Here is an 18,447-nt window from a genome sequence, read left to right as displayed (position 1 = left end):
GCGCATCGGCTTTGAAAAACGAAACTATTTCGTCCATATATGTGAAAATTACTCACTTATGGAAAACGGCATGGCCGCCCGAATGCCTTCACTCAATGCGCTTCGCGCGTTCGAAGCCGCGGCGCGCAGCGGTAGCCTGGTGGCAGCTGCGGCTGAGTTGAACGTGACGCATGGCGCCGTGTCCAAACAGGTTCAGTCTTTGGAGCGCGACCTCGATGCGGTCTTGTTTGAGCGTCGCAATCGGGGCGTCCACCTGACCCGCAAGGGGGAGTGGCTGGCCGAACGGCTGGGCAGTGCCTTTGTGGGCCTGGATCAGATCATGGTGGGATTTCGCGCCCTTGAGGCGACGCCGGCTCCGCTGACCATTTCGTGCGAGCCGACGCTAAGCTTGCGCCTATTGATCCCAGCTATGGCCGATCTGGAGCGGGAAACGGGGTTGGAGGTGCGCATTTTGGCGGCCGGAGGCGTTATAGATTTTCATAATAATAACATTGATGTAGCGGTTAGACGAAATGACTTTCCCTTACCGTCCGGCGTCAGGGCGACGTTGCTGGCGCCTGAAATGATGGGGCCGGTTTTGTCTCCGTCTCTGTCTGGGCGAGAGAAAAGGGATGTGCCGCGTCTACAGAGCCGCACCCGGCCGCACGCCTGGCGGAACTGGAGCGCCGGTCGTGACGGAGGCTTCGATGGGCCTGGCATCGAGTATGAGCACTTCTACCTGGCCCTGCAGGCTGCCGAGGCGGGGCAAGGGGCGGCGCTGGCCTCGGTCCATATGACGCGGGGCGAAGTGCAGGCGGGGCGCCTGCTCGCGCCTGAGGGCTTTAAGCCCGACGGCACGGCCTATGTCGCCTTGCGTTCCGAAGACTCGCGCGATGAGCGTATCGACCGTTTCATCGTTTGGATGCAGGCTCGGATGACCGCCAATCTAAGCGAAAATGTCACCCAAGAAATCGCTTAGCAGCCGTTGTCGCCTGCCCGGTGATTAGCCCGTTTCAGCAAACCCCTTCGCCGCCGCCAGGGCCGCCTCGGGCGTGTTCTCGATCACCGTCAGGCGCTCGGGGCGGTCGCCCAGGGCGCGGATGACGGGGGCGGGTTCCGGCTCGACGCCGATGACGTCCGAGACGAAGGCGCCGAACTTGGACGGGTGGGCGGTGGACAGGGTGACGATGGGCGCGCCGTTGCGGTCCAGACGACGTGCGGCGGCCAGGGCCACAGCCGTGTGCGGGCAGACGATGCGGCCCCAGGCGGCATGGGCGTGGGCGATCTCGGCCTTGGTCGTCGCCTCGTCGACCGACACGGCCGACACCTCGGCGCGCAGGGCGGCCAGCAGGTCGGCGGGCAGGGTGACGGACCCCTCGCGGGCGAAGGTTTCGAACACGGCGCGGGTCGTCTCGGCGTCGCGGCCGGAGGCCTCGAACACCAGACGTTCGAAGTTGGACGGCGCCTGCACGTCCATCGACACGCTGCCGCTTTCGACAGCCGAGCGGCGGGCGTAGGCGCCGTCGTTGATGGCGCGGGCCAGGGCGTCGTTCTGGTTGACGGCGGCGACGAAACCGGCGGCGGGCAGGCCCATCTTGCGGGCGGCGATCCCGGCGAAGGCGTCGCCGAAATTGCCCGTCGGCACCACGAAGGTCGCCGCCTGTCCCAACTGGGCCGTGGCCGAGACGTAATAGGGAATCTGGCCCGCCAGACGGCCCCAGTTGATCGAGTTGACCGAGGACAGGCGGCCCTGTTCGCGTAAGGATTCCTCGGCCAACAGGCCCTTCACCAGGCGCTGGCAGTCGTCGAAATCGCCGCGCACGGCCAGGTTCAGGACGTTGTCCGCCTGGACCGTCGTCATCTGTTTGCGCTGCACCGGAGAGACGCGGTCCAGCGGGTGCAGGACGATCAGCTTGATGCGCTTGGCCCCAGCAAAGGCGCGTACGGCGGCGGCGCCGGTGTCGCCGCTGGTGGCGGTCAGCAGGGTCAGGGTCTCGCCCGTCGCGGCCAGGGCCTCGTCCGACAGGGCGGCCACCAACTGCATGGCCAGATCCTTGAACGCCGCCGTCGGACCGTGGAACAACTCCAGCACGAACAGGCCTGGCTCCAGCTCGATCAGGGGCGTCACCAGCGGATGGTCGAAGCCCTTGGTCAGGCGGTCCAGCGCGCGGTCCAGCGCACCGGGGGGCAAAGAGTCGCCGATGAAGGGCGCCATCGCCGTCTTGGCGATCTCGGCGTAACCGCGGCCGGGGCGTGTCGCATCGGCGGGCATGGCGGGCCAAGCCTGCGGCATGTAGAGGCCGCCGTCGGGCGCGATGCCGCGCAGCAGGGCGTCGCTGAAGCGGGTCGGAGCGGCGTCGCCGCGCGTGGAGAGGTAACGATCAGGGGAGGCTGGCATAACGGGTTGTTTCTAGCTGTGATCTGCGACTTCGTCATGAATATTTTGCGCGTGCGAACGGAATTGTCGCGAGGCGGCGCAACAACCTGGCTCAACCGGCGCAAAGGCGGCGTCGCCGGCGCGCGAGGATGGGAAAGGGGGCTGGCGCCGCGCCGCCGGCCGGTTCATGTCAGGCGAATGAACCGCCGTTCCCTTCTCATCCGTGCCGGAGCCATCGCCGCCGCCGTCGGCGGAGGTTTGTGGCTGAAGGATCATGTGCTGTGGCGGCGACCCAGCGTGACGTTCGGCGCGGATGGAAGCAGCGGCTGGCTGCGTTTCGTCGCGCCTCGGACCCTTTTGCCGACGGTGCGCGTGCGGCTGGCGGGGCGGGAGTTGACCGCCCTGATCGATAGCGGGGCGCAGTATTCGGTGATCGATCGGCGACTGGTGGCGGAACTGGGCCTGGACGATCTCTTCGATATGCCGCTGATCGCCTATGGCGTGGACGGTCGCGCCCAAATGGGGCGGGGCGTGACGCTGGATCTGGCCGTGGGGGAGGCGCGCGTGGGGCGCCTGCGTGCCGGCATTCTGGACCTGGGGCCGTTGGGGGGCGAGGAGGGGCTGGGCGCGCCGCTAATCCTGGGCCAGGATCTGTTGATGGAAGCGACGCTGGAGATGGACTTGCGTCAACGGCGGTTGCGGCTGCTCGGCGAGGCCCAGGCGGTGCTGACTCCCGCCTATCGGCCCTTGCCCGTTCGACGTTCGGGCACGGCCCTGATCGCCGAGGTCGTGGTCGAGGGCGCGCCGGTCAAGGCGGTGGTGGACACCGGTTCGTCCTCGCTCCTGGCGCTCAGCGATGAGGCGGCGCGAACAGCCGGTCTGCTGGACGGACGGCCCGAGCAGGCGGGGTCCAGCATCGTTCTGGGCGGGGTGGCCAGGACGCGGATGATCCGGGCCCAAAGCGTGGCGCTGGGCGGCGAGGCGTGGCGTAATGTGGCGACCGCCGTCTACGCTGGCCGGGCGTTGCCGAACTATCCCGAGGCCCTGCTGGGCATGGAGGCTTTCGCCCAGCGCGATGTTATTTTGAATTTGGGCGACGGACGACTGCACCTCGCGCCGTTGATGGATGTGACCATTGTTTAGTCTTGTTAGGTTTTCATCTGAAAAATCCATTTTATCCGCAGCCTGAACGGGGATAAGCGGCCTGTATGACCGCCCTGCCGTCCAGCATCACATCGGTGTCGCCCCATCAGCGGCTGGAGAGCCTGGATCTTCTGCGCGGGTTCGCCCTGTGCGGCATCCTGCTGGTGAACATCATGATGATGGGCGGCTTCTGGGGGCAGTATCATCCGGAGTTGCCGCCGACTTTGGCCAATCCCGACTGGTCCGCATGGATCATCCAGCACCTGTTCGTGCAGGGGTCGATGCGAGGTCTGTTCACCCTGCTGTTCGGGGCGGGGATGCTGCTGATCACCCTGCGTGGCGAAGACGGGCGCGGGACGATCCAGGCGGCCGACGTCTACTTCCGCCGCTGCATGGCCCTGCTGGCCCTGGGGGTGTTCAACGCCACCGCCCTGCTGTTTCCGGGGGACATCCTTTATGTCTACGGTCTGTCGGGATTTCTGCTGTTCGTGTTCCGCGCGGCCCGGCCGCGTACGCTGATCGCCCTGTCGGCCGCCCTGCTTCTGCTGCTGACCGTCGAGTCGACCGCGGTCGGGGCCTATCAGGCCATGGAGGCGCGTCGCGGCGCCGAACTGGCGACCCAGGTCGAGGCGGGCGCCATCCTCTCGGCCGAGGACGCCGAGGCGATGAAGGTCCATGTCCGCGCGCAGGAGGCGCAGACCCTGACGCCCGAGACCATCGCCGAGGAAACGGCCGCGCGCACGGGCGGCGTCGTCGGCCTGTTGAAATGGAGCGTGCGGACCTGGCTGGACTATGCGGCGTCCAGCTACACCATCACCCTGGTCATTGAATCGGTCGCCTTCATGCTGCTGGGCATGGCGCTGTTCAAGCTGGGCGTGTTGGGCGGGGCGCGATCGCTCGGCTTCTATCTGACACTGGCGGGGGTCGGGTACGCCCTGGGTCTGGCGGTCAACGGCGCCCAGGCCATGATGCTGTGGTCCAGCCAGTTCTCGATCGAATCCTGGACGGCGCAGACCAGTTATGAGTTGGGCCGCTGCGCCATGACCCTGGGGCATGTCGGCCTGTTGCTGTCGCTGTGGAAGCTGAAGGCGCTCGGCTTCGTGGGCCGGGCCTTGAGAAATCTGGGGCGGATGGCCTTGACCAACTATCTGGCCCAGTCGGCGATCGCGAGCCTGCTGTTCTACGGTCTCAACCTGTGGGGCAAGCTGGACTGGTGGGGCCTGTGGGGCGTGGCGGCGGGAATCTGGGTGTTCCAGATGGTCTTCAGCGCCCTGTGGCTGGGGCGGTTCAACATGGGTCCGCTGGAGTGGGCGTTGCGCTGGTTCGCCTATGGACGGCCTTCGCCCCTGAAGCGCACGAAGGCCGCCTGATCCATCAGGTCTAGAGCTGGGCGAAGGTGTCGCAGGCGGCGGGATCGCCGGTCTGATAACCGCGCTGCAGCCACTCGACCCGCTGGGCAGACGAGCCGTGGGTGAAGCTTTCCGGCGAGACGCGGCCGCCGCCGCGACGTTGCAGGGCGTCATCGCCGATGGCCTGGGCCGTCTTCATGCCTTCCTCCAGATCGCCCGGCTCCAGCGCCACCTGGCCGTTCGACACGGCGGCGGCGTTGCTGGCCCAGACCCCGGCGTAGCAGTCGGCCTGAAGCTCCAGCGCGACCGAATACTTGTTGCCCTCGGCCTGTGACCGCGCCGATTGCTGAGCGCGTTGCACCTGCTGGCTGGCGCCGGTCAGGGTCTGGACGTGGTGGCCGAACTCATGGGCGATGACATAGGCCTTGGCGAAGTCGGCGCCGGACGCGCCCAGCTTGCTTTCCATCTCGCGCCAGAAGCTGAGGTCCAGATAGACCTTCTGATCGGCCGGGCAATAGAAGGGCCCCATCGCCGCCTGGCCATAGCCGCAGCCCGTCTGGGTGCCTTGCGTGTAAAGCACGGTGGTCGGCGGCGTGTAGCCGCGCAGCTTGGTCTTCCACACGTCGTTGATGTTGGAGCCGATGACCTCGACGAACTGGCCGTCCTGGTCGCCTGGCGAGCCCATCTGGCCCTGCTGTTCGGCCTGACCGGCGCCGCCGAACTGGCTGGCCAACTGCTGGGTGGTGTTCGGGTCAATGCCGAAGACGAAATAGCCGATAGCCGCCAGCACCAGCACGCCGATACCGCCGCCTGCGACCGCGCCGCCGCCCATGCCGCGTCGGTCTTCAATCCCGCCGCCGCGTCGTCCGCCCTGCCAACGCATCTGTTGCTCTCCGCTTTCGTCGTCTGTTCCGAAGCTAGGCTGAAACGCAGGGGCAGGTGAAGAGATGCAAATGTAACGCTGTGGTTCAGTGCGGCGGACGGCTCAGCCAGGCGTCGATCTCCGTCACGCCGGGCGCGGTCTGATCGAGCGGCGGTGTCAGGGGCGCCAGCGCGGGCAGGGCTGTCGGGCGCGGCGCATAGGCCGTCGCAGGCAGCGTTGCCGGGAGCGGCGACCGCGCGGCTTCAAGCCGCTGCAATGTCTGGCTGGTCTGAAGCCTCATGCGGGCGGCCTCGGCTTCACGCTGGTCGGCTTGAAGGCGCAGACGCTCCATGGCCTGGGCGTGCTGCTCGGCGCGGGCGATGTGGGGATCGTAACCCGCCGGGGGAGAGCCGGGCCAGCCGGGCCAAGTTTGGGCGTTCGCCGCCAGGGGGGCGGCGCAGAACAACAGGGTCAGTGCGAACAGGCGCGTCATGCCTATACAGATGGGGTGTTACGCCTCGCCGCCAAGCGAGGCCGTTCGCGGTTCAGATCGCGAAGCTGACGCCGCAGCCGCAGCTGGAAGAGGCGTTGGGATTGCGGATCACGAACTGGGCGCCCGCCAGCTCATCGACGAAGGCGATCTCGGAATCCTTGAGGAAGGGGATGGAGACCGGGTCGATCACCACGGCCTGACCGTCGCGGCGCACCACCAGATCGTCGGGTTCGGGGGCGTCGACCAGCTCGAAGCGATACTGGAAGCCCGAGCAGCCGCCGCCGTCGACGGCGACGCGCAGCAGCACCGGCTTGCCCTCGGCCTCGCCCAGCTTGGCCAGGCGGCGCGCGCCGCTTTCGGCCAGGGTGATGCCCTCGGGCGACCGGGTTGCGACCGACAGCGACAGGTCGCGGACTGATTCTGTGGATTGGACGGTGCTCACAGCCCTCTATATGAGGGGCCGACAGGCGTTCGCAAAGGCCTGTCGCCATCACGAAGTGCTGCCGTCTTGAGCTTGCCCCGCGCCCCCTACGCCGAAAACCCCGCCGCCAGCCGCGGCCGCCATGTTTTCGAGCCCGCCAGCCGCACCCGCACCGCCTTCGCCCGCGACCGCGACCGCATCATCCACGCCACCGCCTTTCGCCGTCTGAAGGAGAAGACGCAGGTCTTCGTGGCGCATGAGGGCGACCATTATCGCACCCGGCTGACGCACAGCCTTGAGGTGGCGCAGATCGCCCGGTCGCTGGCCCACGCCCTGCGGCTGGACGACGATCTGGCTGAGACGGTGGCCCTGGCCCACGATCTGGGCCACCCGCCGTTTAGCCACGCGGGCGAGGACGAACTGCACGAACAGATGAAGGCGTTCGGCGGCTTCGACCATAACGTCCAGAGCTTCCGCGTCGTGACCGAGCTGGAGACGCGCTATCCCGGCTTTCCCGGCCTGAACCTCAGCTGGGAGACGGTCGAGGGCGTGGTCAAGCACAACGGCCCGGTGGCGCATCAGCTGTCGGACCCGGCGTGGAAGGCAGTCGCCGCCTATGCGCCGGGCGGGGCGGCCGATTGGGATCTGCGGCTTGGCACCTTCGCTTCGCTGGAGGCCCAGTGTGCCGCCATCGCCGACGACATCGCCTATAACAACCACGACGTGGACGACGGGGTGCAGGCGGGGCTGTTCAGCCTGTCCGATCTGGCCGATGTGCCGCTGATCGGGCGCTGCATCGCCAGCGCGCGCGCCGACTGGCCCAAGATCGACGAGCGGATGCTGCGACTGGAGGCCGTGCGCCGCATGATCGGCGTCATGGTCGACGACGTGCTGGCCGAGACGGAAGCACGTCTGGCCCGACACGGGATCGAGACGGTCGAGGACGTTCGCAACGCGCCGGAGACTCTGGTGCAGTTCTCAAGCGGCATGATGGCGGAGTTGGCCGTTCTGCGCCGCTTCCTGTTCGAGCGAATGTATCGCCATTACCGTGTCAATCGCACCCGCAGTCAGGCGCGCCGTGTGCTGGCCCAGCTGTTCCAGCTATTCATGGCCGAGCCGGAGGTGATGCCGCCCGAATGGCAGGCTTCGGCCCTGACCGACGACCGGGACGCGCGGGCGCGGGCGGTGTGCGACTACATCGCCGGTATGACAGATCGTTACGCTATCGAGGTGCATCGCAAGCTGTTCAGCCTCGACCTCGCTCTCGATCTGTGATTCGAGAAGGGCTTCACGGCGCGTTAGACTGAGCGCCGACGCGCGCCGATTCGCGCGCGTGTCCCACGACCATCAAGGCGCGACCCATGTCCTACGACGACGATCACCGAGGCAACTCCAACGCCGGCCGCGACCGGGGCGCCTATACCCCGCCGACCGACGACGACCTGCCCTTCACGCGCGGCGGCTATGACCCGCGCCGGGCGCCGGCCGCCAAGTCGCCGCCGATCACCCTGATCATCAGCGCTATCGTGCTGTTGCTGCTGATCGTGGCGGTGGTGGTCTTCTATCGCTCGGGCGTGCGCTCCTCGACGGATGCGCCGCCCGCCGTCGGTACGCCGGTCGAGAGCATGAAGGTCGAGGCCCCGCTGGACGCCCAGCCGGTCGATCCGGAAGCCGACATCCGCGTCTATCGCGACGGCGGCGCGCCGACCGACGTCGCGCCGACCTTCACCCCCGGCCCGGAAGCGGTGCTGCCGCGCCCCGCCCCGACGACCCCGGCCGCGCCGGTCGAAGCCTCGACCCTGCCGCCTGCCGCGCCAGCGCCGGCGACCAAGGCTCCGGCCGCACCTGCGCCCGCAGCGCCCGCTCCGGCGACGAAGGCCCCGACGCCTGCTCCGGCTCCGGCCGCGACGGGCGGATCGTCCGGCGTGCAGATCGGCGCCTTCTCCTCGACCGCCATCGCCGACCGCGAATACGCCGCCGTCGCCGCCCGCTTCGGCCAGTACGCCTCGGGCGCCGAAAAGCGCGTGCAGGAAGTCACCGCCGCCAACGGCTCGACCGTCTACCGCACCACCTTCACCGGCATGAGCCGTGATCGCGCCGTCGCCTTCTGCAATGCGCTGAAGGCCGCGGGCCGCGACTGCATCGTCCGCTAAGGATCGCGCCAGCATGACCTCCGCCGCCATCTACGGCTGTTCCGGCCACAGGCTGACGGCGGAGGAGCGCGCCTTCTACGCCGAGGCCAAGCCCTGGGGCTTCATCCTGTTTCGCCGCAATGTGGACAGCCCTGAGCAGGTCAAGGCGCTGGTGTCCGAACTGCGCGATAGCGTGGGCCGCGACGACGCCCCGGTTCTGATCGATCAGGAAGGCGGCCGGGTGCAACGCCTCGGCCCGCCGCATTGGCCGAAATATCCGCCCGGCGCGGCCTATCTGAAGGCGACCAACGACCCGGCTTCGGCGCGCGAACTGGTGCGTCTGGGCGCGCGGCTGATCGCCCATGACCTGCGCGAACTGGGCATTACGGTCGACTGCGTTCCGGTGCTGGACGTGCCGGTGCCGGGCGCCCACGACATCATCGGCGACCGCGCCTATGCGCAGGATCCGGCGACCGTGACCCAACTGGGCCGCGCCGCCGCCGAGGGCCTGCTGGCGGGCGGCGTCCTGCCGATCATCAAGCACATTCCCGGCCACGGCCGCGCTTTTTCGGACAGCCACCACGACCTGCCGGTGGTCGAGACGGCGATCGAGGAACTGGACGCCTGGGACTTCGCCCCGTTCAAGGCGCTGTCGGACATGCCGATGGCGATGACGGCTCACGTCGTCTTCACCGCCGTCGACGCCAAACGCCCGGCCACGACGTCCAAGAAGGCGATCCGCCTGATGCGCGAACGACTGGGCTTCTCCGGCCTGATCCTGTCGGACGACCTGTCGATGCAGGCCCTGTCGGGAACCCTGACCGAGCGGGCGGAACAGTCGCTGAAGGCGGGCTGCGACGTGGTGCTCCACTGCAACGGCGACCTGAAGGAGATGGCCGCCGTCGCCGAGGGAACGAAGAAGCTGAAAGGCGAGGCCAAGCGCCGCGCCGAGGCCGCGCTGAACCGCATCGTCCGCGCGCCCGAGCCGCTGGACGTCGCCGACGGCCGCGCCCGGCTGGAGGCGGCGCTGAACGGTCGCTTCGGCGCCGCCAAGGGGCCGGACGTGGGCGAGGCGCAAGCCTAGATGGCGGGGGAGGGCGCATGAGCGAGGCCTTCCAGCCGAATCTCGACTTCACCGCCGTCGAACAGGTCGAGGCGCAGGAGGCCTTCGTCGTCGATCTGGAGGGCTATGAAGGCCCGCTGCACGTCCTTCTGGCCCTGGCGCGGACGCAGAAGGTGGACTTGCTGAAGCTGTCCATCACCCGTCTGGCCGAACAGTATCTGGCCTTTGTGCATGAGGCGCGGCGGCGGAATTTCGCCCTGGCCGCCGACTATCTCGTGATGGCGTCGTGGCTGGCCTATCTGAAGTCGCGCCTGTTGATCCCGCGCAACGAAAAGGACAAGCCGGAGGAGCCGCCGGCCGAAGAGATCGCCGCCGCCCTGGCCTTCCGCCTGCAAAAGCTGGAGGCCATGCGCACGGCGGTGGAGGCCATAACCAGCCGCCCGCAGTTGAAGCGCGACGTCTTCACGCGCGGCGACCCGCAGGCGACGGTCATCATCCCGTCGGACCGGGTGGACGCCAGCCTCTATGAGTTGATGAGCGCCTATGTCGCCCAGCGCCGCCGCGAAGAGCGCCGCAAATACGCCCCCGGCCAGCGGGTCGAGGCCTTCCAGCTGGAGGCCGCGCGCGACTGGCTGCGCGAGATCATGCCGCGCCTGGCCGAGTGGACGCCGCTGGAGCGCGTCGCGCCGCAGAAGCCTGACGGGCAGGAAGGCCCCAGTCAGGCCAGCTATACCGCCTCCACCCTGTCGGCCAGTCTGGAGCTGGTGAAGGAGGGGGGCATGGACATTCGTCAGGAGCGGCCATTCGACGCGGTCTGGCTGAAGCGCAGAGGGCTGGGCCAGCCGCTGGAGCTGACGCCGTGACCCTCGACTTCTCCCCCGACCACCTCGAGATCGAACGCCGGGTCGAGGCCCTGCTGTTCGCGGCCGCAGCGCCGCTGTCGCTGGCCGAGATCGCGCGCCGCCTGCCGCAGGGCGCCGACGTCGGCGGGGCGCTGACCGCGCTTCAGGAACGCTATCAGGGCCGCGGGGTCGAGCTGGACTGCGTGGCCGAGCGCTGGCGCTTCCGCACGGCGCCGGACCTTGGCTTCCTGATGACCGAAGAGCGCGAGGAGCCGCGCCGCCTGTCCAAGGCCGCGCTCGAGACGCTGGCCATCATCGCCTATCACCAGCCCTGCACGCGCGCCGAAGTCGAGAGCGTGCGCGGCGTCTCTCTGTCCAAGGGGACGCTGGACCTGTTGCTGGAGATGGACTTCGTGCGCCTGCGCGGACGGCGTCGCACGCCGGGGCGGCCCGTGACCTACGCCACGACCGACCGCTTTCTGGAGCATTTCAGTCTGGCCAGCCTCTATGATCTGCCGGGCGTGCAGGAGATGAAGGCGGCGGGCCTGCTGGACCTGTCCATGCCGGTCGGTTTCGAGGTGCCGGACCCTTCGCGCGCGGGCGACGACGAGGGCGAGGATCTGCTGACCGGGCTGGACGACGGCGCGCCGGAATTCGCCCAGGATTTCGTCAGCGAGGACGAAGAGTCGCAACCTTAGCGGGGACGGAACGTCGCGCCCCCAAGAAATGTCGGAAAGTCATGGACTTAAGTCCAGGGCGCACCGCCTTGACCTGAGGCCGTCTCGCCTATAGGTTCCGCGCCGAAATTCAGACCCGTTTCGGCCCTGCGCCGGACGCTGAGCGAACAGGCCCATGTCCCCGACGAAGGAATCGCGCGAAGAGGCGATCAAACGCCTCCACGAAAGCGCATCCGCATTGGAGGCGAAGGCCCAGGCCGGGCAATCGGCCGAGTTCGCCGCACACGCGGTCACGGGCCAGGCCTATAAGATCATCGCCGAGCTTCTCGGCGGTGTTTTCGTTGGTTTGGCTATCGGGTTCGGGGTGGACCGGTTCTTTGGAACCTCGCCCTGGGGCCTTCTGGTCGGGGTCCTTCTGGGCTTCGCACTGGCGATCTACATGGCGCGTCGCACAGCCAACCGGCTGATGGCGCAGGCCAAGGCGGCAGGAGTGACGGGTGAAGCCGTTCCCTACGTCGAGGCCGGCGAAAAAGAAGACTAAGGAGCGAGAGGCCCGTGGCCGATCCGATTCACCAGTTTCAGGTTACGCCTCTGGCGGATTTCGGCAGCGTCACGCTTCCGTTGGTCGGCGAGGTCAGCCTGGCCTTCACCAATTCGCACCTGGCGATGACCATCGCCTTCGGCATGGCCGTGCTGTTCCTGACCGTGGCCACCTCGGGCGCCAAGGTGGTGCCGGGTCGGCTGCAGGCGGCGGGCGAGACCCTGTTCGGCATGATCGACAATCTGGCCGCGTCCACGATCGGCCATGAGTCGCGCAAGTATTTCCCCTTCGTCTTCACCCTGTTCATGTTCATCCTGATGATGAACCTGCTGGGCATGTTCCTGACCTTCACCGCCACCTCGCAGCTGGCCGTCACGGCCACCCTGGGCGTGCTGACCTTCCTGGTCGTGGTCGGCGTCGGCGTCGCCAAGAACGGTCTGGGCTTCTTCGGCCTGTTCTGGCCGACCAGCGCGCCGCTGGTGCTGCGCCCGGTCGTCGGCCTGATCGAGTTCTTCTCCTTCCTGCTGCGCCCCTTCACCCTGGCCCTGCGTCTGTTCGGCAACCTGCTGGGCGGCCACCTGGCGCTGAAGATCTTCGCCGGCTTCGTGGTGTCCCTGGGCGCCCTGGCCGTCGGCGGCGGCGTGGGCCTGTTCGCTCTTCCGGTCGCCGCCCTGTCGCTGGGCATGGTGATCGCCCTGACCGCTTTCGAGTTCCTGGTGGCCTTCCTCCAGGCGTTCGTCTTCGCCGTTCTGACCTGCATCTACCTCAATGATGTGGTCAACCTGGGCCATGGCCACTAAGGCTGCGGACCAGTAAGTAACCCCACCCTCCAACGCTCCAAGAAACTAGGAAATCATCATGGACGCTGAAGCCGCCAAGTTCATCGGCGCTGGTATCGCCACCATCGGCATGGTCGGTTCGGCCCTGGCCGTCGGCAACATCTTCGGCCAATTCCTGGCCGGCGCCCTGCGCAACCCGGCCGCTGCGGCCTCGCAGGTCGGCAACCTGTTCGTGGGCGCCGCCCTCGCCGAAGCCCTGGGCATCCTGGCCTTCGTGCTCGGCATCCTGATCTGGCTCGGCTAATACCGAACCCCTGATCTGCGGCGGCGCGCCCATCAGCGGCTGCGCCGCCGCATTTGCTTTCACGACGGATCATCATGGCAGCCACTCCCTCAGCTCCGCCGCCGGTCTTGCCGGTGGAACAGGCCGTTGAATACGCGGCCGAAACCGGGCACGTGCCCGCCAATGCGGCTGCCGCCGCCGCCGAGCATGATGCCGGCGGACTGCCGCAGTTCGAGTTCCAGCACTGGGCCGGGCAGGTTGTTTACCTGCTGATCCTGTTCGTCATCCTGTACCTGCTCATCGCCAAGGTCTTCGCGCCGCGTCTGCGCCGCGTGATCGACGAGCGGGCAGACACCATTTCCACGGCCGTCGCCACGGCGCGCTCGGTTCAGACCGAAGCCGCGGCCCAGGCCGACGCCGCCCGCGCCGAGGTCCAGAAGGCCCGCGCCGACGCCCGAGCCGCTTCGATCGCCGCCAAGGCCCGCGTGACGGCTGAAATCCAGGCCCGTCAGGCCGAGGACGAAGCCGCCGTCGCCGCCCGCATCGCCACGGCCGAAGCCGGCATCGCCGCCACCCGCGACGCCGCGCTGGCCCACGCCGGCGCCATCGCCGCCGACACCACCCGCGCTATCGTCGAGCGTCTGACGGGCCAGGCCCCCAGCGCCGATGAAGCCGCCGCCGCCGTCAAGGGAGCCGCCTGACCATGCCCGCCTTCCTGCACGGTAGTTTCTACGACCTGTCCAACGCTGAACTCTGGGTCGGCGTCGGCCTGCTGATCTTCTTCGGCATCCTGGTCCTGGCCAAGGTTCCGCGCATGGTCGCGGGCGCCCTGGACAACAAGGCCGCCAAGATTCAATCCGAACTGGACGAGGCCGCCCGTCTGCGCGCCGAAGCCGAAGCCATGCTGGCCCAGATCCGTCAGGAGAAGGCCGAGGCGGAAGCTCAGGCCGCCGACCTGCTGGCCACGGCCGAAGCCGACGCCAAGCGTCTGGAAGCCGACGCCAAGGCGCGCATCGAGGAATCGACCGCCCGCCGTCAGGCCCTGGCCGAGCGTCGTATCGCTCAGGCCGAGGCCGAGGCCACGCAAGAGGTCAAGGCTGCGGCCGCCGACCTGGCCGCCAAGGCCGCGCACCAGATCCTGGCCGCCCGCATCGCCGGCGCCAAGACGGACGCGCTGATCGATCAGGCCATCGCCCAGATCGGCGGCAAGCTGAACTGATCGCTTTCGCGTTCGACGCCAGCCCCGAAAAACATCAGGCCCCGCCGGCGACGGCGGGGCCTTTTTGCTTGTCCGAGATCCAGTTGTCGGGATGGAGGACGGTCAGTGAGCGGGGGCGGCTCCGATCGGGGCTGCGCCGCGCTTCTCACGCTCGACCAGGCGATAATAGACATTGCCCAGAACGGCGCCGAAGACCATGTGAAGGGCCAGCAGCCAGCCGATGGTGCCGAAACCCGACGAGCCGGTGAAGGTCCGGTAGTCGCCCACCATGGTGAGGAACAGCATCATCGCCACCCACGCGCCGACGGCGAAGACGATACCCTTGGTGATCGGCGTGGCGGTCGGCAGTCGAGGATAGACGACGCCGAAGAGCGACCCGAGGACAAAGGTGCCCATGATCAGGTGAAGCGCCCATCCGGCGGCCATATTGCCCGGCATGCCGAACATCTGGGCGACGATCCCCGGAAAGGGATCGAACATGTGGTTGAGAAACAGATTGGCGAGCTCAAGCACGGAAACCGCGACGGTAGCGACGAAGCCGGCGATGATTCCCTTTTTTACGCGTGACATCATGTGAACAGCGCCTCCCAACGCTATCAACTTCGAGACTACGCAAGGGAGAGCATACGCCGTTCCGGACGGAAGCGGCATGAACGTCGTTCACATTCCTGTGTTTGCCTTAGCTTGGCCTTTATCGCCGGAAGGCGCGCCAGGCCCGACGCAGGCGACGACGGAAACGCGCCAGGGGGCGGCGACGACGGCGCAGCACCATTTTCTCTGCGCGCAGGGTCTGCTGCCAGAAGACGGGGGCGATCTCGGGCTTTTTCCGCATCAGGCGACGGAAGGGATAGACCCATTTCGGCCGGGCGCGCTGGGCGCGGATGAACTGCCGTTTGGCCCACCAGGAGTTGCGCAGGACGATGACGAGGCCCAACGCGATGACCGGCACGCCGCCAGGGCCGGGCAGGGGGGCGATCAGCACGCCCAGCAGGATGATCAGGAAACCGACCGCCATCAGCGCCAGGCGACGCAGACGCCGCGCCAGCCCCGGACGGGGCGGCGGAGGCGGGCGCAGCGAGGGCAGGACCAGGGTCACGAAGGCGGCGTCTCGAACAAGAGTTCGGCCAGGGAGGGCCGACATTCAGTAAACGCACGAGACAAGGCCGAAAGGCGGCGTCGCCATGACGCTTTCGTAAGTCGCCCCCGAAATGCAGAACGCCGTGTCCCGAAAGACACGGCGTTCCTTGTGCTCAGGCTTGTTCGGGCCGGATCAACCGGCGCGGTTGGAGCCTTCCGGCGCGGCCCAGCGCAGGCGCGGCGAGCGCGCGGCGCGGGTTTCGTCCAGACGCCGCAGGGGCGCATGGAAGGGCGCGCCCTTGAAGCGTTCGACGTCGCCGGCCTTCGCCGCCTCGGCCAGCAGGCGCATGGCGTGGATGAAGCGATCCAGCTCGGCCTTGGACTCCGTTTCGGTCGGCTCGATCAGCATGGCCCCGTGGACGACCAGGGGGAAGTACATGGTCATCGGGTGGAAGCCCTCGTCGATCATCGCCTTGGCGAAGTCGAGCGTGGTGATGTCCGTGCCCTTCAGCCATTCGTCGTCGAACAGGGCCTCGTGCATGCAGGGGCCGTCGGGGAAGGCCGGGCTCATCAGGTCCTCCAGGCGGGCCTTGATGTAGTTGGCGTTCAACACGGCGTCCTCTGCGACCTGACGCAGGCCGTCCGAGCCGTGGCTCATCATGTAGGACAGGGCGCGCACATACATGCCCATTTGCCCCTGGAAGGCGCACAGACGGCCAAAGGCCTGCTCGGCCTCGTCTTCCTCACGCTCGACCAGCTTATAGCCGTCGCCCGTGTTCACGACCCACGGAGCGGGCGCGAACGGGGCCAGGGCTTCCGACAGGACGACCGGACCGGCGCCCGGACCGCCGCCGCCGTGCGGCGTCGAGAAGGTCTTGTGCAGGTTGATGTGCATGGCGTCGACGCCCAGGTCGCCCGGGCGGACCCGGCCGACGATGGCGTTGAAGTTGGCGCCGTCGCAGTAGAAGTAGGCGCCCGCTTCGTGGGTCAGGCGGCTGATCTCCAGGATGTCGCGCTCGAACAGGCCGCAGGTGTTCGGGTTGGTGACCATGATGGCCGCCACGTCCGGGCCCAGCTTGGAGGCCAGATCGGCCACGTCGACGCGGCCGTCGTCGGTCTGGGCGACCTCGACCACCGAATAGCCGACGAAGGCGGCGGTGGCGGGGTTGGTGCCGTGGGCCGAGGTCGGGACCAGCACCTTGCGACGCTGTTCATGCTCGCCCTTGGCTTCGTGGGCGGCGCGGATGGCCATCAGGCCGCACAGCTCGCCATGCGCGCCCGCCTTGGGCGACAGGGCGACGGCGGGCATGCCCGTCAGCGTCGTCAGCCAGTGGGCCAACTGGTCCATCAGCTCCAGCGCGCCCTGCACCGTCGACTGCGGCTGCAGCGGGTGGATGTCGGAGAAGCCCGGCAGGCGCGCCATCTTCTCGTTCAGGCGCGGGTTGTGCTTCATCGTGCACGAGCCCAGCGGATACAGCGCCAGATCGATGGCGTGGTTCTTCTGGCTCAGGCGCACATAGTGGCGCATGGCCTCGGGCTCGGACAGGCCGGGCAGGCCGATCGGATCCTTGCGGACCAGATCGCCCAGGTCCGCGCCGTTGGTGGCGGGCTTGGGCAGGTCAACGCCGGTCTTGCCCCAGCCTTCGCCTTCGAAGATCAGCGGCTCGTCCTGCAGCAGGCCGCGTCCGCCGGTCAGGGTCGCGGGCTTGTAGGACGCGTCCGAGGCGGCGTTCGGGGCGGTCGGGCGGCCGACAGTGTTCATCGTGCTCATGGTTCCAATCTCCCCTTAGGCGGCCAGAACCTTGGCGAGCGCACCCGCCAGGATCTTGATGTCGGCGTCCAGCGTCGTCTCGGTGGCGGCGACCAGCAGGACGTCGTCGAGGCCCGCATCCGGGGCCAGACGGCTGTAGGGCACGCCGCACAGGATGCCGTTGTCGGCCATGGTCTGCACCACGTCAGCAGCGTTCTTGGGCAGCTTGACCGCGAACTCGTTGAAGAAGCGCGGGGTCAGCACTTCGACGCCCGGAATGGCGGCGAGCGCGTCGCGCGTGGCGAGCGCCTTTTCGTGGTTCAGCAGGGCCAGCTGGCGCAGGCCCGTCTCGCCCAGCAGGCTCATGTGGATGCTGAACGCCAGGCAGCAGAGACCCGAGTTGGTGCAGATGTTCGAGGTCGCCTTGTCGCGGCGGATGTGCTGCTCGCGCGTCGACAGGGTCAGGACGAAGCCGCGCTTGCCCTCGGCGTCCACGGTTTCACCGCAGTAACGGCCGGGCGTCTGGCGCAGCAGCTTCTCGCGGGTGGCGAACAGGCCGATGTAGGGGCCGCCGAAGTTCAGGGCGTTGCCGATCGACTGGCCCTCGGCCGCGACGATGTCGGCGCCCATTTCGCCGGGCGACTTCAGCAGGCCCATCGACACGGCTTCCGTCACCACGACGATCAGCAGGGCGCCCGCAGCGTGGGCGGCCTCGGCGATCTTCGTCACGTCGGTGGCGGTGCCGAAGACGTTGGGGGTCTGGACGACGACGCAGGCCGTGTCCTTGTCGATGGCGGCGATGACGGCGTCTTCCGCGTCGACGGCGGCGGTCAGGGCTTCGGTCTCGACGCCGACAGCGTGAACCACGGTCTCGGTCGCCTTGACGTAATGCGGGTGCACCCCGCCCGAGATGACGGCCTTGTTCCGGCGGGTCACGCGGGTGGCCATCAGCACGCCCTCGGCCATGGCGGTCGAGCCGTCATAGAGGGAGGCGTTGGCGACTTCCATGCCGGTCAGGTTCGCGACCTGGGTCTGGAACTCATACAGGTACTGCAGCGTGCCCTGGGCGATTTCCGGCTGATAGGGGGTGTAGCTGGTCAGGAACTCCGACCGTTGGATCACATGGTCCACGGTGGCCGGGATGTGGTGCTTATAGGCGCCGGCGCCGCAGAAGAAGGGCGCGGTTCCCGCCGTGGCGTTCTTGCTCGCCATGGCCGAGAGGGCGCGTTCGACCTCCAGTTCGCCCGCCACGCGGGGCAGGTCGACGAAGCCTTCGCGGCGCGCGGCCTGCGGCACGTCGATGAACAGGTCGTCGATGGATTTGGCGCCGATGGCGGCCAGCATGGCCTCACGGTCGTCGGGCGTCAGGGGGAGGTAGCGCATAACAGGTCCTCGGCGGCATCCCGGAGGTCGCGCGGGGCGACGCTCCGGGAGCGCTTCAAGCGGCGGGGAATCCGGCG

The 18,447-nt window shown here is 67.9% G+C and carries 21 protein-coding genes; 13 read left to right on the top strand and 8 right to left on the bottom strand.

The window, feature by feature from the left end:
• Nucleotides 1-70 precede the first annotated feature (70 nt).
• On the top strand, nt 71-958 hold the full coding sequence (locus AC3IPP_RS13760) for a LysR family transcriptional regulator (RefSeq protein WP_489149369.1): 888 nt from the start codon (nt 71-73) through the stop codon (nt 956-958).
• A gap of 24 nt (nt 959-982) precedes the next feature.
• Here AC3IPP_RS13760 and thrC read toward each other — a convergent pair whose 3' ends face one another.
• Complete coding sequence (thrC, locus tag AC3IPP_RS13755) at nt 983-2,377, bottom strand: threonine synthase (RefSeq protein WP_489149368.1); 1,395 nt, start codon at nt 2,375-2,377, stop codon at nt 983-985.
• Nucleotides 2,378-2,554: 177 nt separating this feature from the next.
• Here thrC and AC3IPP_RS13750 point away from each other — a divergent pair, with 177 nt between their 5' ends.
• Nucleotides 2,555-3,499, top strand: coding sequence for an aspartyl protease family protein (locus AC3IPP_RS13750; RefSeq protein WP_489149367.1), 945 nt, complete (start codon nt 2,555-2,557; stop codon nt 3,497-3,499).
• A gap of 65 nt (nt 3,500-3,564) precedes the next feature.
• Nucleotides 3,565-4,869: a DUF418 domain-containing protein gene (locus AC3IPP_RS13745; RefSeq protein WP_489149366.1), complete on the top strand. Its 1,305-nt coding sequence runs from the start codon at nt 3,565-3,567 to the stop codon at nt 4,867-4,869.
• A 10-nt stretch (nt 4,870-4,879) separates the two neighbouring features.
• On the opposite strand, the gene ypfJ is transcribed toward AC3IPP_RS13745, so the two are convergent.
• The 3 genes from ypfJ to AC3IPP_RS13730 all read right to left on the bottom strand — a co-directional run bounded on the left by ypfJ (nt 4,880) and on the right by AC3IPP_RS13730 (nt 6,603).
• Nucleotides 4,880-5,731, bottom strand: a complete 852-nt coding sequence (gene ypfJ / locus AC3IPP_RS13740; RefSeq protein ID WP_087140849.1) for a KPN_02809 family neutral zinc metallopeptidase — start codon at nt 5,729-5,731, stop codon at nt 4,880-4,882.
• 85 nt (nt 5,732-5,816) lie between these two features.
• Nucleotides 5,817-6,203: a hypothetical protein gene (locus AC3IPP_RS13735; RefSeq protein ID WP_489149365.1), complete on the bottom strand. Its 387-nt coding sequence runs from the start codon at nt 6,201-6,203 to the stop codon at nt 5,817-5,819.
• 52 nt (nt 6,204-6,255) lie between these two features.
• A complete protein-coding gene (locus AC3IPP_RS13730; protein ID WP_489151069.1) occupies nt 6,256-6,603 on the bottom strand; it encodes a HesB/IscA family protein in 348 nt (115 codons plus the stop codon).
• An 81-nt stretch (nt 6,604-6,684) separates the two neighbouring features.
• Between AC3IPP_RS13730 and AC3IPP_RS13725 the strand changes: the two genes are divergently transcribed.
• The 10 genes from AC3IPP_RS13725 (at nt 6,685) to AC3IPP_RS13680 (ending at nt 14,160) form a co-directional block, all read left to right on the top strand.
• A complete protein-coding gene (locus AC3IPP_RS13725) occupies nt 6,685-7,899 on the top strand; it encodes a deoxyguanosinetriphosphate triphosphohydrolase (protein WP_489151068.1) in 1,215 nt (404 codons plus the stop codon).
• An 86-nt stretch (nt 7,900-7,985) separates the two neighbouring features.
• Nucleotides 7,986-8,777: an SPOR domain-containing protein gene (locus AC3IPP_RS13720; RefSeq protein WP_489149364.1), complete on the top strand. Its 792-nt coding sequence runs from the start codon at nt 7,986-7,988 to the stop codon at nt 8,775-8,777.
• 13 nt (nt 8,778-8,790) lie between these two features.
• Nucleotides 8,791-9,840 (top strand): beta-N-acetylhexosaminidase, encoded by a 1,050-nt coding sequence (gene nagZ / locus AC3IPP_RS13715; protein ID WP_489149363.1) that lies wholly within the window; start codon nt 8,791-8,793, stop codon nt 9,838-9,840.
• Between the two features lie 17 nt (nt 9,841-9,857).
• Nucleotides 9,858-10,682 (top strand): segregation and condensation protein A, encoded by an 825-nt coding sequence (locus AC3IPP_RS13710; RefSeq protein ID WP_087140843.1) that lies wholly within the window; start codon nt 9,858-9,860, stop codon nt 10,680-10,682.
• The gene (gene scpB, locus AC3IPP_RS13705; protein WP_489149362.1) at nt 10,679-11,359 is read left to right on the top strand and encodes an SMC-Scp complex subunit ScpB; all 681 of its coding nucleotides are present in this window, start codon (nt 10,679-10,681) and stop codon (nt 11,357-11,359) included. Before AC3IPP_RS13710 ends, scpB begins: the two co-directional genes overlap by 4 nt.
• A gap of 154 nt (nt 11,360-11,513) precedes the next feature.
• The gene (locus AC3IPP_RS13700; protein ID WP_087140841.1) at nt 11,514-11,879 is read left to right on the top strand and encodes an AtpZ/AtpI family protein; all 366 of its coding nucleotides are present in this window, start codon (nt 11,514-11,516) and stop codon (nt 11,877-11,879) included.
• Between the two features lie 14 nt (nt 11,880-11,893).
• Nucleotides 11,894-12,679 carry a F0F1 ATP synthase subunit A gene (locus AC3IPP_RS13695; RefSeq protein WP_087140840.1) on the top strand — a complete coding sequence of 262 codons (786 nt, stop codon included), beginning with the start codon at nt 11,894-11,896 and terminating at the stop codon, nt 12,677-12,679.
• A 58-nt stretch (nt 12,680-12,737) separates the two neighbouring features.
• Complete coding sequence (locus AC3IPP_RS13690; RefSeq protein WP_087140839.1) at nt 12,738-12,962, top strand: F0F1 ATP synthase subunit C; 225 nt, start codon at nt 12,738-12,740, stop codon at nt 12,960-12,962.
• Between the two features lie 74 nt (nt 12,963-13,036).
• Complete coding sequence (locus tag AC3IPP_RS13685; RefSeq protein WP_087140838.1) at nt 13,037-13,642, top strand: F0F1 ATP synthase subunit B family protein; 606 nt, start codon at nt 13,037-13,039, stop codon at nt 13,640-13,642.
• 2 nt (nt 13,643-13,644) lie between these two features.
• Nucleotides 13,645-14,160: a F0F1 ATP synthase subunit B gene (locus AC3IPP_RS13680; protein ID WP_489149361.1), complete on the top strand. Its 516-nt coding sequence runs from the start codon at nt 13,645-13,647 to the stop codon at nt 14,158-14,160.
• A gap of 102 nt (nt 14,161-14,262) precedes the next feature.
• Here the strand turns inward: AC3IPP_RS13680 and AC3IPP_RS13675 are convergent, their stop codons facing one another.
• The 4 genes from AC3IPP_RS13675 to gcvPA form a co-directional block, all read right to left on the bottom strand.
• Entirely contained in the window at nt 14,263-14,733 is a 471-nt protein-coding gene (locus AC3IPP_RS13675) for a DUF6789 family protein (protein ID WP_087140836.1), read from the bottom strand.
• Nucleotides 14,734-14,851: 118 nt separating this feature from the next.
• A complete protein-coding gene (locus AC3IPP_RS13670) occupies nt 14,852-15,256 on the bottom strand; it encodes a PGPGW domain-containing protein (protein WP_256968193.1) in 405 nt (134 codons plus the stop codon).
• Nucleotides 15,257-15,430: 174 nt separating this feature from the next.
• Complete coding sequence (gene gcvPB / locus AC3IPP_RS13665) at nt 15,431-17,008, bottom strand: aminomethyl-transferring glycine dehydrogenase subunit GcvPB (protein WP_489149360.1); 1,578 nt, start codon at nt 17,006-17,008, stop codon at nt 15,431-15,433.
• Between the two features lie 15 nt (nt 17,009-17,023).
• A complete protein-coding gene (gene gcvPA / locus AC3IPP_RS13660) occupies nt 17,024-18,370 on the bottom strand; it encodes an aminomethyl-transferring glycine dehydrogenase subunit GcvPA (RefSeq protein WP_489149359.1) in 1,347 nt (448 codons plus the stop codon).
• Nucleotides 18,371-18,447: the final 77 nt, after the last annotated feature.

The organism is Brevundimonas sp. KH_060, from assembly GCF_057838275.1.
The sequence above is the reverse complement of the archived record's forward strand: the minus strand, read 5'-3'. Positions and strand labels throughout refer to the sequence as shown.

What these genes read in the sequence shown, in the direction of transcription:
- AC3IPP_RS13760 (WP_489149369.1), top strand. Translation starts at nt 71, where the DNA reads ATGGCCGCCCGAATGCCTTCACTCAATGCGCTTCGCGCGTTCGAAGCC.
- thrC (WP_489149368.1), bottom strand. Translation starts at nt 2,377, where the DNA reads ATGCCAGCCTCCCCTGATCGTTACCTCTCCACGCGCGGCGACGCCGCT.
- AC3IPP_RS13750 (WP_489149367.1), top strand. Translation starts at nt 2,555, where the DNA reads ATGAACCGCCGTTCCCTTCTCATCCGTGCCGGAGCCATCGCCGCCGCC.
- AC3IPP_RS13745 (WP_489149366.1), top strand. Translation starts at nt 3,565, where the DNA reads ATGACCGCCCTGCCGTCCAGCATCACATCGGTGTCGCCCCATCAGCGG.
- ypfJ (WP_087140849.1), bottom strand. Translation starts at nt 5,731, where the DNA reads ATGCGTTGGCAGGGCGGACGACGCGGCGGCGGGATTGAAGACCGACGC.
- AC3IPP_RS13735 (WP_489149365.1), bottom strand. Translation starts at nt 6,203, where the DNA reads ATGACGCGCCTGTTCGCACTGACCCTGTTGTTCTGCGCCGCCCCCCTG.
- AC3IPP_RS13720 (WP_489149364.1), top strand. Translation starts at nt 7,986, where the DNA reads ATGTCCTACGACGACGATCACCGAGGCAACTCCAACGCCGGCCGCGAC.
- nagZ (WP_489149363.1), top strand. Translation starts at nt 8,791, where the DNA reads ATGACCTCCGCCGCCATCTACGGCTGTTCCGGCCACAGGCTGACGGCG.
- AC3IPP_RS13710 (WP_087140843.1), top strand. Translation starts at nt 9,858, where the DNA reads ATGAGCGAGGCCTTCCAGCCGAATCTCGACTTCACCGCCGTCGAACAG.
- AC3IPP_RS13700 (WP_087140841.1), top strand. Translation starts at nt 11,514, where the DNA reads ATGTCCCCGACGAAGGAATCGCGCGAAGAGGCGATCAAACGCCTCCAC.
- AC3IPP_RS13690 (WP_087140839.1), top strand. Translation starts at nt 12,738, where the DNA reads ATGGACGCTGAAGCCGCCAAGTTCATCGGCGCTGGTATCGCCACCATC.
- AC3IPP_RS13685 (WP_087140838.1), top strand. Translation starts at nt 13,037, where the DNA reads ATGGCAGCCACTCCCTCAGCTCCGCCGCCGGTCTTGCCGGTGGAACAG.
- AC3IPP_RS13680 (WP_489149361.1), top strand. Translation starts at nt 13,645, where the DNA reads ATGCCCGCCTTCCTGCACGGTAGTTTCTACGACCTGTCCAACGCTGAA.
- AC3IPP_RS13675 (WP_087140836.1), bottom strand. Translation starts at nt 14,733, where the DNA reads ATGATGTCACGCGTAAAAAAGGGAATCATCGCCGGCTTCGTCGCTACC.
- gcvPB (WP_489149360.1), bottom strand. Translation starts at nt 17,008, where the DNA reads ATGAGCACGATGAACACTGTCGGCCGCCCGACCGCCCCGAACGCCGCC.
- gcvPA (WP_489149359.1), bottom strand. Translation starts at nt 18,370, where the DNA reads ATGCGCTACCTCCCCCTGACGCCCGACGACCGTGAGGCCATGCTGGCC.